At 64.1% G+C, this 14,320-nt stretch carries 11 protein-coding genes; 3 read left to right on the top strand and 8 right to left on the bottom strand.

Annotation, left to right across the window (positions count from 1 at the left end; all coding sequences use genetic code 11):
• Positions 1-101: 101 nt before the first annotated feature.
• From V6F88_RS05540 to V6F88_RS05530, 3 genes are all read right to left on the bottom strand, one after another.
• A complete protein-coding gene (locus tag V6F88_RS05540) occupies positions 102-596 on the bottom strand; it encodes a hypothetical protein (RefSeq protein ID WP_332608344.1) in 495 nt (164 codons plus the stop codon).
• Between the two features lie 42 nt (positions 597-638).
• On the bottom strand, positions 639-1,826 hold the full coding sequence (locus V6F88_RS05535; RefSeq protein ID WP_332608343.1) for a hypothetical protein: 1,188 nt from the start codon (positions 1,824-1,826) through the stop codon (positions 639-641).
• A gap of 124 nt (positions 1,827-1,950) precedes the next feature.
• Positions 1,951-2,838, bottom strand: a complete 888-nt coding sequence (locus tag V6F88_RS05530; protein WP_332608342.1) for a hypothetical protein — start codon at positions 2,836-2,838, stop codon at positions 1,951-1,953.
• A 517-nt stretch (positions 2,839-3,355) separates the two neighbouring features.
• Here V6F88_RS05530 and V6F88_RS05520 point away from each other — a divergent pair.
• Positions 3,356-3,748, top strand: coding sequence for an HVO_A0114 family putative DNA-binding protein (locus V6F88_RS05520; RefSeq protein ID WP_332608340.1), 393 nt, complete (start codon positions 3,356-3,358; stop codon positions 3,746-3,748).
• Here the strand turns inward: V6F88_RS05520 and V6F88_RS05515 are convergent.
• Positions 3,724-5,082, bottom strand: coding sequence for an MFS transporter (locus V6F88_RS05515; protein ID WP_332608339.1), 1,359 nt, complete (start codon positions 5,080-5,082; stop codon positions 3,724-3,726). The genes V6F88_RS05520 and V6F88_RS05515 overlap by 25 nt on opposite strands.
• 110 nt (positions 5,083-5,192) lie before the next feature.
• A complete protein-coding gene (locus tag V6F88_RS05510; RefSeq protein ID WP_332608338.1) occupies positions 5,193-6,083 on the bottom strand; it encodes a LysR family transcriptional regulator in 891 nt (296 codons plus the stop codon).
• A 101-nt stretch (positions 6,084-6,184) separates the two neighbouring features.
• On the opposite strand from V6F88_RS05510, the gene V6F88_RS05505 reads away from it, so the two are divergent.
• Together V6F88_RS05505 and V6F88_RS05500 are read left to right on the top strand one after the other, a co-directional pair.
• Positions 6,185-7,516 (top strand): arylsulfatase, encoded by a 1,332-nt coding sequence (locus V6F88_RS05505; RefSeq protein WP_332608337.1) that lies wholly within the window; start codon positions 6,185-6,187, stop codon positions 7,514-7,516.
• Positions 7,517-7,555: 39 nt separating this feature from the next.
• On the top strand, positions 7,556-8,545 hold the full coding sequence (locus V6F88_RS05500; RefSeq protein WP_332608336.1) for a tripartite tricarboxylate transporter substrate binding protein: 990 nt from the start codon (positions 7,556-7,558) through the stop codon (positions 8,543-8,545).
• A 153-nt stretch (positions 8,546-8,698) separates the two neighbouring features.
• On the opposite strand, the gene V6F88_RS05495 is transcribed toward V6F88_RS05500, so the two are convergent.
• From V6F88_RS05495 to V6F88_RS05485, 3 genes are all read right to left on the bottom strand, one after another.
• Complete coding sequence (locus V6F88_RS05495; RefSeq protein WP_332608335.1) at positions 8,699-11,461, bottom strand: decarboxylase; 2,763 nt, start codon at positions 11,459-11,461, stop codon at positions 8,699-8,701.
• 96 nt (positions 11,462-11,557) lie between these two features.
• Positions 11,558-13,246 (bottom strand): aspartate-alanine antiporter, encoded by a 1,689-nt coding sequence (aspT, locus tag V6F88_RS05490; protein WP_332608334.1) that lies wholly within the window; start codon positions 13,244-13,246, stop codon positions 11,558-11,560.
• A 230-nt stretch (positions 13,247-13,476) separates the two neighbouring features.
• A complete protein-coding gene (locus V6F88_RS05485; protein ID WP_332608333.1) occupies positions 13,477-14,043 on the bottom strand; it encodes a hypothetical protein in 567 nt (188 codons plus the stop codon).
• Between the last annotated feature and the right edge of the window lie 277 nt (positions 14,044-14,320).

Below are 14,320 nucleotides of genomic sequence, written 5' to 3'. Positions count from 1 at the left end.
CAGGATTCGGGTGCGCCGCCGTTCTGCTGAACGACGGTGCGGGCGGATTAGTGAAATCCGCGAATGCAGAATAACGAAGTCTCTTTGGTTTTTCCAGGCTTTCAGTTTGTGGCCGGTGCTTTTTTCGGGCGCACGCCTAAAAACAGAACGGAACCCACAACGGCCGCCACCAGGCCGGGCAGGGCGCCGATCTGCAAGGAATCACCGATGGAACGCAGCCGGTCCACGCCGGTAAGCTGCAACATGAACACGAAGCCGTACAGCGCGCCGGCGCCGCATACGGCCGCGAACACCGGCCAGCTGGGCGCTGACCGTTTCAGCGCGCCCGCCGTCATGCCGCAACACAGGGCGGGCAGGCCGCCCAACAAATACGCCGCTTGAACGCCTTCCAGATTTTGCAGGCTGTCCGGAATTTTGACGACCAGCGGCACGACGGCCAAGCCAATCAGCGGCCCGATCGCGGCATACAGCACCGCACCGGTCAACACGCGTAATCCAAGCACGCGATACGCCTCGGCCGGACGCGGGCGCGCGACCCGATAAACGAGGATGGCCGCCGTCATTACGGCCGGAAAACCGAGCAGGAAAAGATTCATCGCGCGATTGTTGCACGCGCCGTTTGGATCCGACCAGGGCCTTCAGGCGGCGATGGCCCAGGAGGTGTCGGGGCCGGGGCATTCCGGCAGCGCGATGTCGCTATGGCCCGGCCGCACCCAGCGCACCCGCTCGCGCGTTGCATCAATGCAGCCGCCGTCGGCATACACGCCTTGCGGGTCGCGGATGCGCGCCATGCGCGACATGACGGCGGCGGTGGCGGCGGGGTCCGCCAGGGTCTGCCGGACTCGGTCGCGTACGATCTCTTCGTCCATGCGGGGGGTGCCGGCCTCATCACGGAACAGGCCGTGACGCCAGTGAAAAATCTCCACGCACTTGGAGGTCAGGGTGTAGGGGCGGCCGCGTTCCCAGAAATTGTTGAACAGGCCGTTGCCCAGATAAAACACCCACGACCCTTCAAAGCCTTCCACGTCGGACGATGCCGCGTCGGGGTTGCGGAACCACAGGCGGTCGCCGGGAACATAGAAGCGTTGCGGCAGCGGCGCGTCCATCGACCCGTACTCGTGCAGGAACGCCTCATGAAAGCGCCCCGACATGACGGCGCGCGTTTCCCATTGGCGCTGAAGCCGGCGCCCAAGTTCAGGGTTGGCCTGCTGTAGCTCCTGCGCAATGCCCAGCACGGTCACGTATTCCGTCGCGCGATAGCAGGAAAACGCGTACCGCTGACCCGACGCATCCGGCTGTGTAGCCTTCAGCAGGCCTTGGATCAAGGATCGCCCGGGCAGCACGGTAAAGCCGCGCGCTTCATCGTAGGTCCAGTAATCGTCCGGGCGCTCGGCATGCTCGGTATCGAAGGCCAGCGCGGTCTTGCGCGCGGCCTGCACGATGTAGCGGCGGATGCGCACCGCCGACTGCAATTCGGCCACATCGGGAAAGGTGAACGCCACCGGGCTGGCCAGCATGGCCAGCAGGATTTCGCAGTCCAGGTCGGCGTCGTGGGTCTCGGTGCGCAGGCCCAACTGCCGCGCGAACTGCGTGGTGTCGTCGTTCGGGGCGTATGCCCGGGCAAAGGCATGGTGCAACCAGGCGTGGGCGCCGGGCCAGGCGCCGGTCAAACCCGCACAGTTCGCTGCATGGCGCAGGCCCGCTTGCGTCAGGAACTGCGTCAGCTCATGCAGCGCTGTTCCTGCGTGGTGAAAATCCGGGGATTCAATGCGTATTCCGCCCCGCTGCTGGGAAACCAAAGCCTGCTGCAAAAACCGCATGAACATCCAACCCGAAAAGCGGAATAAATTCCATGCGGAAATTGTAGGCAGGCGGGCTTAATACCACCTGTACGAAAGCTGTATTGCAGCTGTATTGCGGCGGGGTTGCCCGGGGCGCAGGGGGGCGCCCTTACTTGACGACGTACGCCTTGGTGGCCGGGTTGAAGACATAGGCCGTGATGTCGGACGCGCCCAGCTGCCGGGTCTTGTTCGGGCCCGAAATCGTGGTGCCGCTGGGTCTGACGGTAACGGTGGGCATGTCCTGCTTGCCATCGTTGGAGAACACCAGCTCGCCCTTGCTGGACGTGCACGGCATGACGTCGCCGTCGGCGCAGGCCGCGCTGTTGTCCTCGCCGGTCAGCAAGCTGCCCACGTAGGTCCAGACGTGGCCGTCCACGTCTTCCTTGAGCCGCTGGGGGTTGAAGACCAGCAGCGCGTAGCCGGTGCTGGTGATGCCATTGTCGAAACTGGTGGTGGGCACGGCCAGCAGCAGCCTGCCGGCGGGCGTGCGGAATTCCAGCGGCTTGCGGCGCGTGTCCACGTCTTCACCGCGCTCGTACGCGCCGAATTCACCGATGGTGGGCTCCATGCCGCGAAACTTCCACGGGCGTTCAGCGGCGGGGTCTGTCAGTACGAATGTCACTTCGGTCAGGTTGACCCGGGTGCCCGGGCCGACATCGTCTTCGCCCGGCTTGCCGTAACGGTCCGCCGTGTCCCACGCAAAGCCGGTGTAGTAATGCGTACCCTCGGATTCGAAGGCGTGCCCGAACCAATAGGTCGCGACGCTGCCGTTGGCCACTTCGTAAGTCGTCTCACCCTTGCCGTCAACGTCGTAGATGGCGTAGAGCATCGTGGGCACATCCGGCGGCGCCACCTTGGCCGCGGCGGCTTCGGATATCGGGGCGGGCGCGTCGTTCGCGGCCAAGGCGGGCGACGCCGCCAAGGCCACGCTGGCGGCGGCAAGCAGGCTTGCCAGGATGCCGCGAACGGGCAAATTGGCCTTCGAAGAGGGTGTCATAAAGGTCGCGCTTTCCTTTTGTGTTCTTGGAATGCAAAGGCGGGATGGGCAGACGGGTTACCCACGCGGCAAGCCGGAAACCCCCATGCCCCACCGCGTGCGCTGGCGAGTATAAGGGCACGCGTTTACCCCTAGGCTTCACGATATTTCAGGTATTTCTTATAAGTTACAACTCGGTCGGGCATCTGTTGGCAAAGTAGCCAACGGCGGGTATGTTGTCTGAATTGCCAACACGACGGGCCGGTATGCCTTATGAAAGCTCAACTCATCATCAGCGACAAGAGCATTGATGAAGACTTTGGGATCTTGCAGATCGTTATTTGGAAGGTGCCCGACCCCGTCCCGCCCACGACACACGGCAAGTATCGCCTTGCCTATATCCGCGAAGGAAACGCGTCGTCGGTTTTGACGACGAGCGTGGCAAAGGCGATCACAAGCATGTCGGAGACCTGGAGCCTGCCTATCGGTTTACGACCATCGAGCAGTTGCTGGAAGACTTTTCTAAGGAAGTCGAGAAATGGAGGGAATGACAATGGACCGGACTTTAACCATCACGATCGACCAGGATTGGCGGGCGTTTCTGGCAGATGCGGGGCGCCGTGCCAAGCAGGGTCTGGCGGCCGGGGGCTACCAGGGCGAACGGCTCAACTTCGAATCGCCAGCGGCATTTTTCGGCCAACTTACGGAGTTGCGTTGGAATATCGTCAGGGAAATGCTGGGCGCGGGACAGGTCGGCATCCGCGAACTGGCGCGGCGTTTAGGGCGCGATGTCCGGCGTGTCCACGGGGACACCAAGGCGCTGGTTGACTTGGGTCTGCTGGAAAAAGCCGACGACGGTTCCGTGATCTGTCCGTTCGCCGACATCCATATCGACATGCACCTGACTCAGAACTTCCCCGCCGCGGCTTGAGCCGGGGCAACGTAGGGATCGGGGGTGGCGGATAGCACCGGTTCGGCGGCGTCGGTGCCTGGGACGACGTTGGTCAGGTCCTCGGTCATTTCGTGGTCCAGCGCGCCTTGCACCAGGTCTTCGGTGACGCGCATTTCCACGCCGGCCGGGGACATCTGCGCGGCGGCGGCGAAGGGGGCGACGGGGGCGGGGGCGGGGCGCTCGCCGCGTCGCCACACAAAGAAGGCCAGCAGGCCCAGGTTCAGGGCCGTAAAGCACCAGAACAGGCCGGCGGCGCCAAACCTGTCCATGACCTGTGCGATCGCCAGCGGGCTCAGGGCGGAGCCCAGGGAATTGATCAGCAGCAGGCCCTGGATCATGCGCACCAGCGCGTCGGCGGGCGCGCGGTCGGCGGCGTGGCTGACGGCTACCGGATAGATCGCGAACACGCCGCCGCCCAGCAGGAACAGCAGCACCATCAGCAGCGGCGACCCGGCCGGCAGCAGCAGGATCAGCAGGCTCAGAATCGTGCAGAACACCGCCAGGGCGATCAGCACCACCTGGCGGTCGCGCAGGTCGGACCAACGGCCCACGGGATATTGCAACACCATCGCGCCCAGGATTACCGCGCCCATCATCTTGCCCACCTCGGCCACGTCCAGGCCGATGCGTTGCAGGTATAGCGGCAGCAGCGTGTACACGGCGGCGATCGCCACGCCGGATCCAAAGCAACCCATCACGCCCGTCGGCGTCATGCGGATCAGATGCTGCGGCATCAGCGGTTCAACGCGTTCCACCAACGGTGAGATGCGCGGAATGATCACCATCGGCATGACGGACAACGACGCCAGCAGGCCCGCGATCATGAAGGGCGCCATGTCGCCTAGCTGCGTGATGGCGCCCAGTTGTACCTGCCCCAGCATGCCCGAGCCATACAGCGCAATCATGTACAGCGCCAGCAGGCGGCCGCGCATCTTGGGGTCGCCGCCCAGCAGCAACCAGCTTTCCACCACCAGGAACACGCCCACGCAGGCCCAGCCATTGATCAGGCGCAGCACGAACCAGGCGGTGGGGCCGTAGATCAGGCCCTGCAACAAGACGGTGACGGCGATCAGCGAGGCAAAGCTGCTGTAGGCGCGGATGTGGCCGATACGCACGATCAGGCGGTCGTTGAAGATCGCGCCCAAGGTCAGGCCGATGAAGTACGACGACGAGACCAGGCCGATGACGGTGGCCGATTCGCCGGCTGCGTCCAGGCGCAGGGAGGTCAGGGAGGAAATGAACGCGTTGCCGATACAGACAACGAACAAACCGAGTAGCGGCCCAAGGACCAGGGCCAACAACTGCCGAAACATGAAATTCTCAAGGCGGGAAGCTAAGCGATGCGGCGCAACGGCCGAAGGCAAGGAGGGGGGGCGGGGCGATTGTAGCGATATCGCCGCCCATGCGCTTGCCAGCCGCTACATCAGGCCCCCGCCAGCACCGCCCGGCGAAATTCTTCCATCAGCGGAGACCAGGTGGTGCCGCGCCGTGAGATCAGGGCAATGCTGCGCCGTAACGGCGGGCCCAGCGCCACCGGCAGCGCCACCACGTCGGCGCTTGCGGCCAGTGCGCTTTGCGGCAGGACGGCCAGCAGCTCGGCGTCCGCCAAAATCTTCAGCGAACCCTCGGAAAAATGTTCCACTTCCAGGACCGCCGCCGGCAACGCCAGGCCGGCCTCCGCGAAACGCGCGTCCAACATCTGCCGTGCAACCGAGGTCGGGCGCGGCAGGATCCAGCGTTGACCCGCCAGTTCGCGCAGCGGGACGCGGGCCTTCGCGGCCAGGGGATGGCGGCTGCCTGCCGCCACGCACAGCGGGTCTTCGAACATGATTTCGTGGTGCAGGGTCGGCGGGCCGTCGGCGTAGATCGGCGTCACGGCCAAGTCCAGCTTGCCGCTTTCCACTTGCGCGTTCAGATCATCCGACAGACCTTGCACCAGTTGCACGCGCAGCGCGGGCCGGCGCGGCAGCACGCGCTTCAGGACGGGCATGACCACGCTGTCCACCGTGGCGCCGGTGGCGCCCACGCGCAGCAAGCCGGCTTCGCCCACGCGCAGTTCCATGGCGTGGCGCACCGCGTCGCGGTATTCGGCCCACAGCCGCTTGGCGTGCTGCAAGAAAACCGTGCCTTCGGAACTAAGCGCCAACCCCCGGCCGTGCCGCTGCATCAAGGCCAGCCCGGTGTCGGCTTCCAGCCGCCGCAACGACTTGGACAGCGCAGGCTGGCTGACGCCGCACGCCGCCGCCGCGCGTTCCAAATGGCCGTGCTCGACGGCAGCCAGGAAATATTCGATATCACGCAGGGATAGATTCATGAACGTCAGGAATGCCAGAACACACTTTCTGGAATATTACGCGGGGCGGCCAACCCTAGAATCCGGACATACCCCAGACCGATACATAGAGAGCCGCGCGTATGCCGAACCGCCCCAACATCGTTTTGATCGTCGCCGACAACCTCGGTTGGGGCGAGCTGGGTTGCTACGGGGGCGGTGCACTGCGTGGCGCGCCCACACCCAACATCGACCGCCTGGCCACCCAGGGCCTGCTGCTGCACAACTTCAACGTTGAAAGCGACTGCGTGCCAACGCGGTCGGCGTTGATGAGCGGGCGGCACCCGATCCGCACCGGCTGCCTGCAATCGGTGCCGCCGGGCTTGCCGCAAGGGCTGACCCGCGACGAGATCACGCTGGCGCAGCAACTGTCCGGCCAAGGCTATGCCACCGCCCATTACGGCAAATGGCACCTGGGCGATATCCCGGGGCGCTACCCGTCGGATCGCGGCTTCGACCACTGGTATGGCATCCCACGCACCACCGACGAAAGCCAGTTCACGTCATCCATCGGTTTTGATCCCAGCGTGGCCGAGCTGCCCTACATCATGGAAGGCCGCGCCGGGCAGCCGTCCAGCAATGTGAAGCTGTATGACCTGGACAGCCGCCGTGGCATCGACGCGGATCTGGTGCAGCACGCGCAGGCGTTCATGCGCGACAACGCGCGCGATGGCCGCCCATTCTTCCTGTACCTGCCGCTGGTGCACCTGCACTTTCCCACGCTGCCGCACCCGGACTTCGCGGGCCGCACCGGCGCGGGCGACTTCGCCGATTCCATGGTGGAAATGGATCATCGCGTGGGCCAGATCATGGACGAAGCCGACCAGCTTGGCCTGGCCGACAACACCGTCTTCATCTTTTGCAGCGACAACGGCCCGGAATATCGCCGGCCCTATCGCGGCACCGCCGGCCCCTGGAGCGGCACCTATCACACCGCCATGGAAGGCAGCCTGCGCGTGCCGTTCGTCATCCGCTGGCCGGGCAAGGTCAAGCCGGGCCAAGTGTCGAACGAGATCGTGCACGTGACGGACCTGTACACGACCTTGTCGCGCATCGGTGGGGCCACGGTGCCGACCGACCGGCCGATCGACGGCATCGACCAGACCGATTTTTTCACCGGCGAGCGCCCGGACTCGGCGCGGCAAGGCTTTCTGTTCTACATCAAGAACGAATTGCGCGCGGTGAAATGGCGCGACTGGAAGCTGCACTTTTATTGGGAGCCCGAGGTCAACGAAGGCAAGGGCAAGCTGGAATCTCCGTATCTGTTCAACCTGAAGCAAGACCCCAAGGAAGAAAGCGATATCTTGATTTTCAATACGTGGGTGCTCGGGCCGATGCTCAAGATGGTGCAAGCCTTCAACGCGTCTTGCGCGCAGCACCCCAACACCACCCCCGGTCGGGCTGACGGGGAATGAACGGCCCGCGATAGACGGCGCCAAGCACAAGGGGAAGTCATGAAGTTCGTCAATCGTTGCGCCATCATTCATCGCGCCATCGCGGCGGCCGGCCTGGCCGGCGCCGCTGCCTTTTCCGGGGCCGCGTCCGCCCAAGCCACGCTGCCCTGGCCGGCCAAACAGATCAACTGGATCGTGGGCTTCGTTCCCGGCGGCACGGCAGACGTGCTGACGCGGGTGGCCGCGCAAGACCTGACGCAGCGCACGGGCCTTACGGTCGTGGTCGAGAACAAGCCCGGCGCTTCCGGCGCGATCGCGCTTCAGATGGTGGCCCGAAGCAAACCCGGCGACGGCTATCTGATTACCGTGCCCGGCCCGCTGATCTATCCCACCCCGCAGCCGGCCATCGGCAAGGAACTGGCGCCGGTGATGTTGATGGCGCAGGGGCCGATGGTGGTCGTGGGCCCGGCGCAGCGCGCCTTGCCGGGCTTGGCCGACGTGCTGGCCGATGCGCGCCGGCATCCCGAAAAGTGGAGCTACGGCAGTTCCGGCAACGGCACATCGCAGCATCTGGCGGGCGAATTGCTGAATCAGTACGCGGGCACGCACATTGTGCATGTGCCGTACAAGGGCGGCGGCCAGGCCGTGTCGGATGTGGCGGGCGGGCAGATTCCGCTGGCCATTCTTGGGTCGTCGCCGGTATTGCCGCAAATCAAGGCCGGCACGCTCAAGGCCTACGCCGTGACCACGCGCGCGCGGCTGGATGCCTTGCCCGATGTGCCCACCGTGGCGGAATCCGGCTTTGCGGGATACGAAGCCAGTCAGTGGTTTTCGGTGGCCGCCTCGCCCGGTATCGACAAGGCGGTGCTGGATCAGTTGAACGCCGCCTTACAGCAAACCGTGCAGTCCGACGCGTTCAAGACGGCGGTCGAGAACGCGGGCATGATCGCGGCGGGCGGCTCGCGCGCGGACTTGCAGCAGTTCATCGCAAACGACAGCGCCAAGTGGCAGAAGCTGCTGGACAGCGGTGCGATCAAGCTGGCGAACTGAGGCCATTCGCCGTGCCACAAGCGGGCGCGGGGAAGCGCCCGGTTGCGATTGGTGCTGCCATTGCTGCCGTCATTGCTGCTGCCATTGCTGCTGTCATTGCGACTGTCATTGGCGCTGCCCCCGCCACGTCCGCTACGTTGCCACTACCACCGCTTAACGCTGGCCTGCGCCCGTGCGCGGGTTGATGGCCGACAGGCGGATCAGCTTGATACCGCGCGCCGCGTGATAGCCGTGGATTTCCTTCACATCCAGCTTGCGCATGAACTCGATGGTGCTTGAATCGATGACCTGTCCCGGCACCATGATGGGAAACCCCGGCGGATACGGGATGACGAAGTTCGCGGATACCAACTCCGGGCCGTTGGCCAGCCGCTCGTCCAGGGCGGGGCTGGTCAAGGGCAGGTACTCGCATTCCGCTTCGTCGTAGGCGGCGAAAAACGCGGTGCGCATGTCGCCTTCCGCCGTTCTGCTGGCGGGATTGTCGCGATAGCCGTCATGAAACCGGCTGAAGTTGGGCAGGCTGGGAACGTCATGCATCAGGGCTTTGACCCGGGCGTCGAACTCCGGCCTGCCGGCCCCGTTGTCGGCGCCGAGGCGGGCATCGACCTCCTCTGAAATTTCAAGCAGCACCTTGATCAGCGCGGCGACATCGCTGCGGGTGTTGTTGATATTGCTTTGCAGCAGCACGCTGTTGCGCGAGGTCTTGTTCAACTGGATGTTGTATTTGGACGCCAGCAGATTCTTAAACGCCGTGCCGTCGAACCCCGCCGTGCCGCACACCAGCGTCAGGCGGGTCGGGTCCAGGCAGAATTCGTCATCCTTCAAGGCTTTCACGGCGGTCAGCCAATTGGCTCCGGGTTGCAGGTAGTCGACAAAGCCGGATGCGCGGAACCCGTCCGGGATCATTTTGTCGGCGCCCAGCACGCTGAAGTAACGGGAAATCAGCGGATGGCTGGCGACTTCGCGGCGGATGGCCAACGCGACCTCGATTGCGCGCATCACCAGTTCATAGCCTTCCAGCTCCATCTGGCGGCGAGCGACGTCCAGCGACGCAATGATCTGTGCATTGGGCGAAGTCGATGCATGGATGAACACGGCTTCGTGAAAGGCGGAAATATGATGTTCGTAGTCTTCGTCGCGGACCGCCACGATGGACCCTTGCCGCAGGCTGGACATCGATTTGTGTACCGAGTCCGTTTCGTACACGCGTATCCGCATGGTTTCCGGGTTGGGCACCAGTTCGCGTTCCAGCAGACGCGGGTCCTTGGGGTCCAGCTCGTCGCCCAGCTCTCGCACCTGCGCCTGCCAGGCGGCTGTGGCTGCCGGGTCGTCGCGCCATTGTTGCAGGGCGGCCGCCGCGCCCATGGCCGTGCGCGGGCGCAGAAAGGGCGACCACCGGGCAAAGCCGAACCAGGCTTCGTCCCACAAAAAGATCAGGTCCGGCTTGATGGCCAGGCATTCGGCCATGACCCGGCGCGTGTTGTAGATATGTCCGTCGAACGTGCAATTGGTCAGCGTCACCATGGCGACTTTGTGCAGCCGCCCCTCGGCCTTCAGGTCCAGCAAAGCCTGTTTGATGGTGCGCAGCGGCACCGCCCCATACATCGAATATTCCGTCATGGGAAAGGCTTCGACGTACAGCGGTTGCGCGCCGGACAGCACCATGCCGTAGTGGTGCGACTTGTGGCAGTTGCGGTCCACGATGACGATGTCGCCCGGCTTGGTCACCGCCTGATAAACCATCTTGTTGGACGTCGACGTGCCGTTGGTCACGAAGTACACGTGGTCCGCGCCCACGGCGCGCGCGAACTTCTCCTGCGCCACCTTGATGTTGCCCGTGGGCTCCAGCATGCTGTCCAGCCCCCCGGTGGTCGCCGACGTTTCAGCCAGGAACAGGTTCAGCCCGTAGAACTCGCCAAAGTCGCGGATCCAGTTGGATTTGATGATGGACTTGCCGCGCGCGATGGGCAGGGCGTGGAACGTGCTGATGGGGCGGTTCGCATAGCGTTTCAGATTGTCGAAATGCGGGGTGGCCTGGCGGTCGCGCACGCCTTCCAGAATGTTCAGGTGCACTTCCATGGGCTCTTCGGCCTCATAGAACACCCGGCGGATGCAGTCGGCGGCCGGGTCGCCGGCAAGTTGTTCGACCTTGCGATCCGTCAGCAGGTAGATATCCAACTCGGGCCGGATGTTGGCAATGAAGCGGGCCAGCTTGACGCCCGCTTGCCGCGTGTCGTCCGGCTGCGTATCCAGATGCTGGTAGGCCGCCAGAAAATCGCGCAGCAGCGGGGCTTCGTGGGTGGATGCAAAAGGCACGCCTTCGTAGATCACCACGGCTTCGATCTTGCCGTTCATGATCGTGGCAAGCAGGGCGTCTTCCACGCTGCCGACTAGAACGGGCTCATAGATCAGGCCATCGTCGGGTCGACGGAACTGGCGAATCTCTTGGCAAATGGCCGCCGTTCGCGACGCTGACATCGGCGTCACGAACAGGGTTTCGAAATAGGGCTGACGCCCGCCGTTCTCGCCCAGCCCCGCCGGTAGGCGGTCGGGGGCGTCGTACGAGGCGTCTTCGGCTACGTTCCACTCCGCGGCGTCATAGCGGTAGCTGCCCGACAGCATCGCGTTGCTCATGCGCAGTATCAGGCGCGCCGCGCCCATGGCGTCGCCCTCGGCCAGGCGCTCATCCAGCGCGCGCAGCAGCTGCGCGCCGGGATAGGCAAAGTAGGTCTCCATCGGGCGCAACGCGGCCAACGCCTCTTGCACGGCCGTGGCCGCGCTGCGCCCGTTGCCGCCACGCGCTTGCGCCGCCCAGGCCTGCGCCTTGGCGTTCATGTCGCGCCACCGATCCATGCGCGCGGCCGAATTCGAAAACAGATGGTCCAGATCGCTGCCGTTGGTTTCACGGTTCATCATGGTGTACCCCTGGCGTTGCAAGGCGCGAAGCGCCCCGCGAATACGCAGAAAACGAAGAAGGCGGACAAAGAGTGGGCGTCGGGATGGGCGGCTTTTTCAGGAAAGCAGCATGATCACGATCATTCCCCAGATGGTCAGCAAGGTGTTGCCGACTGCGTAGGTGACCGTATAGCCCAGCCCCGGGACCTGGCTCTTGGCGGCTTCGCACACCATGCCGAGCGCGGCGGTGGTGGTGCGCGCGCCGGCGCAGATGCCCAGGATCAGCGCCGGATGAAAGCGAAACACAAACTTGGCCAACAACATGCCGACGACCAGCGGCACGGCCGTGGCGAAAATGCCCCACAGGAACAGGCTGATGCCCAGTTTCTGCAGGCCCGCCACAAAACCCGGCCCGGCGGATATGCCGACCACGGCAATGAACACGTTCAGGCCCACCGAATTCATGAACCACAGTGTCGGTTCCGGTATGCGTCCAAAGGTGGGATGAACGGCGCGAAACCAGCCGAACACAATGCCCGCGATCAACGCGCCACCCGCGGTGGAAAGCGTCAGCGGAATGCCGCCGACATCGATCACGATCGCGCCAATCAACGCGCCGGCGGTGATGGCCAGCGATACAAACGCCACGTCCGTCACTGTCGTGGGCCGATCCACATAGCCCAGTTCCTTGGCGGTGATATTGATGTCTTGCGTGCGCCCGACCACGGTGATGACGTCGCCCCGGTAGAGCTGCGTTTTGGGCAACACGGGAATCTGCGTTTCGGTGGGGCCGCGCCGGATCTTTTTAAGAAACACGCCGCGCGCGCCCGGCCACCGCGCCAATTCCTCCAGCCGTTTGCCGTCCACCTTTTTGTTCGAGACGTAGATGTCCACGCCTTCGGTCTTGATGTTGAGCAGCTCGGGGTCTTCGACTTCGCGCCCGCTGGGGCCCAGGCGCAGAATCATCTGATCGCGCTTGCCGCCGATGACCACCACGTCGCCCGCCTGGATAAGCGTGGCCTGGTCCACTTCCATGATGTCGCCGTCACGCCGTATGCGCTCGATGAATGCGCGCACGCCTTCGCGGGTGCCGGCTTCAAGCTCACCGACTGATTTACCGATGAACGGACTTTCGGGCGCCACGGAATAGGCCCGCATCTCGAATTCGTGCCACTCGGTGGCGCCTTGCGCGGCGTTGCCCGCACCCAGCATTTTTTCGTATTCCTGACAGGCCGCCACCAGATCGATGCCCAACAGTTTCGGGCCGATCTGCGCCAGGATGATGGCCGAGCCCACGGTGCCGAAGATGTAGGTCACCGCGTAGGCAATGGGCATGGCGTCCAGCAAGGCCTGGGTTTCTTCAGGCGACCGGCCCAGGCGGTTGATCGCGTCGGTAGCCAGCCCCATCGACGCCGAGATGGTCTGCGAGCCGGCCAGCAAGCCGGCGGCCGAGCCCAGGTCATATCCGGCAATGATCGCGGCGACGGCCGCAGAGCCTAATGAAAGCAGCGCCATGACCACGGCGAAGATGGCCTGCGGCAGGCCGTCCTTGGCGATGCCCCGCACAAACTGCGGGCCGACCCCGTAGCCGACCGCGAACAGGAACATCAGGAAGAACACCGATTTGACGTTGGGCGAGATCTTCACGCCCAGGATGCCGATGACGATGGCGACCAGCAAGGTCGCGGTCACAGCCCCAAGGCTGAATCCCTTGAAGCTCTTTCCCCCGATCCAGTAACCGATTCCCAGCGCCAGGAATATGGCGATTTCCGGATAAGCCTTAAGCGTAGAAACGAACCAGTCCATGGTCTTCTCCTCGAAGGGGCCACTAGATGATCTTGCTTCGTACAAACGCGGGCATACTGGCCTGCTGCGCTGCAACGGACGCGGCGGCGGGCATATCCGGCAAATCTAATCGCGGAAAAAAACGCGCGCCATACTCAGTCTTGGGTATGGCGCGGGCTGGGCGCGGGGCGCCTCGTTGCGGGGAGAGTCGGCGCAGGCGGCCGCCGGCAAGGCGGGCAGGCGCTTGCGGCTTACTTCACCACGTAGTTGTTCGCTTCCGCTTCACCCGACCACTTGCGCAGCGCCGCGATGAATTCCGGGCACACGTTGCCGTCTACGCTGGTGCTGGTGATGATGCTGTTTTCCATGCGCATCAGCACGGTGCATTCATACACGCGGGTGCGGTTTTGATAGTGGCCCGTGCTGTTGGTCTGAAAAACAGGCGTGGCGGCGGAGGTGTTGGTGGCGGGAATCATGCCCACCACTTGCTGGCTTGTGCCCGTGGTGACCCACTCGGTGTAGGGCGCCGCCTGGTAGTCGGACCATTCCAGTTCCATGGTGTTGCCCACCGCGCGCTTCTTGGATGGCTCGCCCAAGGCGGCGATGGCGTCGTTGATGGACCGGCCTTCCATGTTCTTGGCCACGTTCACGCTGGGCGAGAACGACAGGCCGGACTTGAACACATTGCCTAGCGACGGCAAACCCGAGCTACCGCCGTCAGGCATGGGCGCGCAGCCCGACAAGCCCAGGGCGGCGGCGATCAGGGTGGCCGGCAACAGCATTTTGCGGCGGGTCGAACAATGCAAGGGCGACGTCATGGTGGGCGGTCGGTGTTCCGTGGCAAGGGTCCGGTCGGCGTTTGCGGCCGGCGGGGAGTCGGGGATAACGCAGTCTGATTGTTTCTCTTCGTGACAGGCGGCCGGGGGGTGCGGGCAAGGCATCTGGCCGTCGGCGCGGGGCGGAGCGCCGATATGCGTAAGAAAAGTTCGACATTTTTACCGGAAAACGGGGCCAGCAATCTCATCACGGCATGTGAAATTTGTTACTCAATATGCCTGGAAGGCGGCAAATCTGGGGGACGGAGCCCGGCCGCTC

The organism is Achromobacter sp. ESBL13, from assembly GCF_036668755.1.
Taxonomy (GTDB): Bacteria; Pseudomonadota; Gammaproteobacteria; order Burkholderiales; family Burkholderiaceae_B; genus Achromobacter.
The sequence above is the reverse complement of the archived record's forward strand: the minus strand, read 5'-3'. Positions and strand labels throughout refer to the sequence as shown.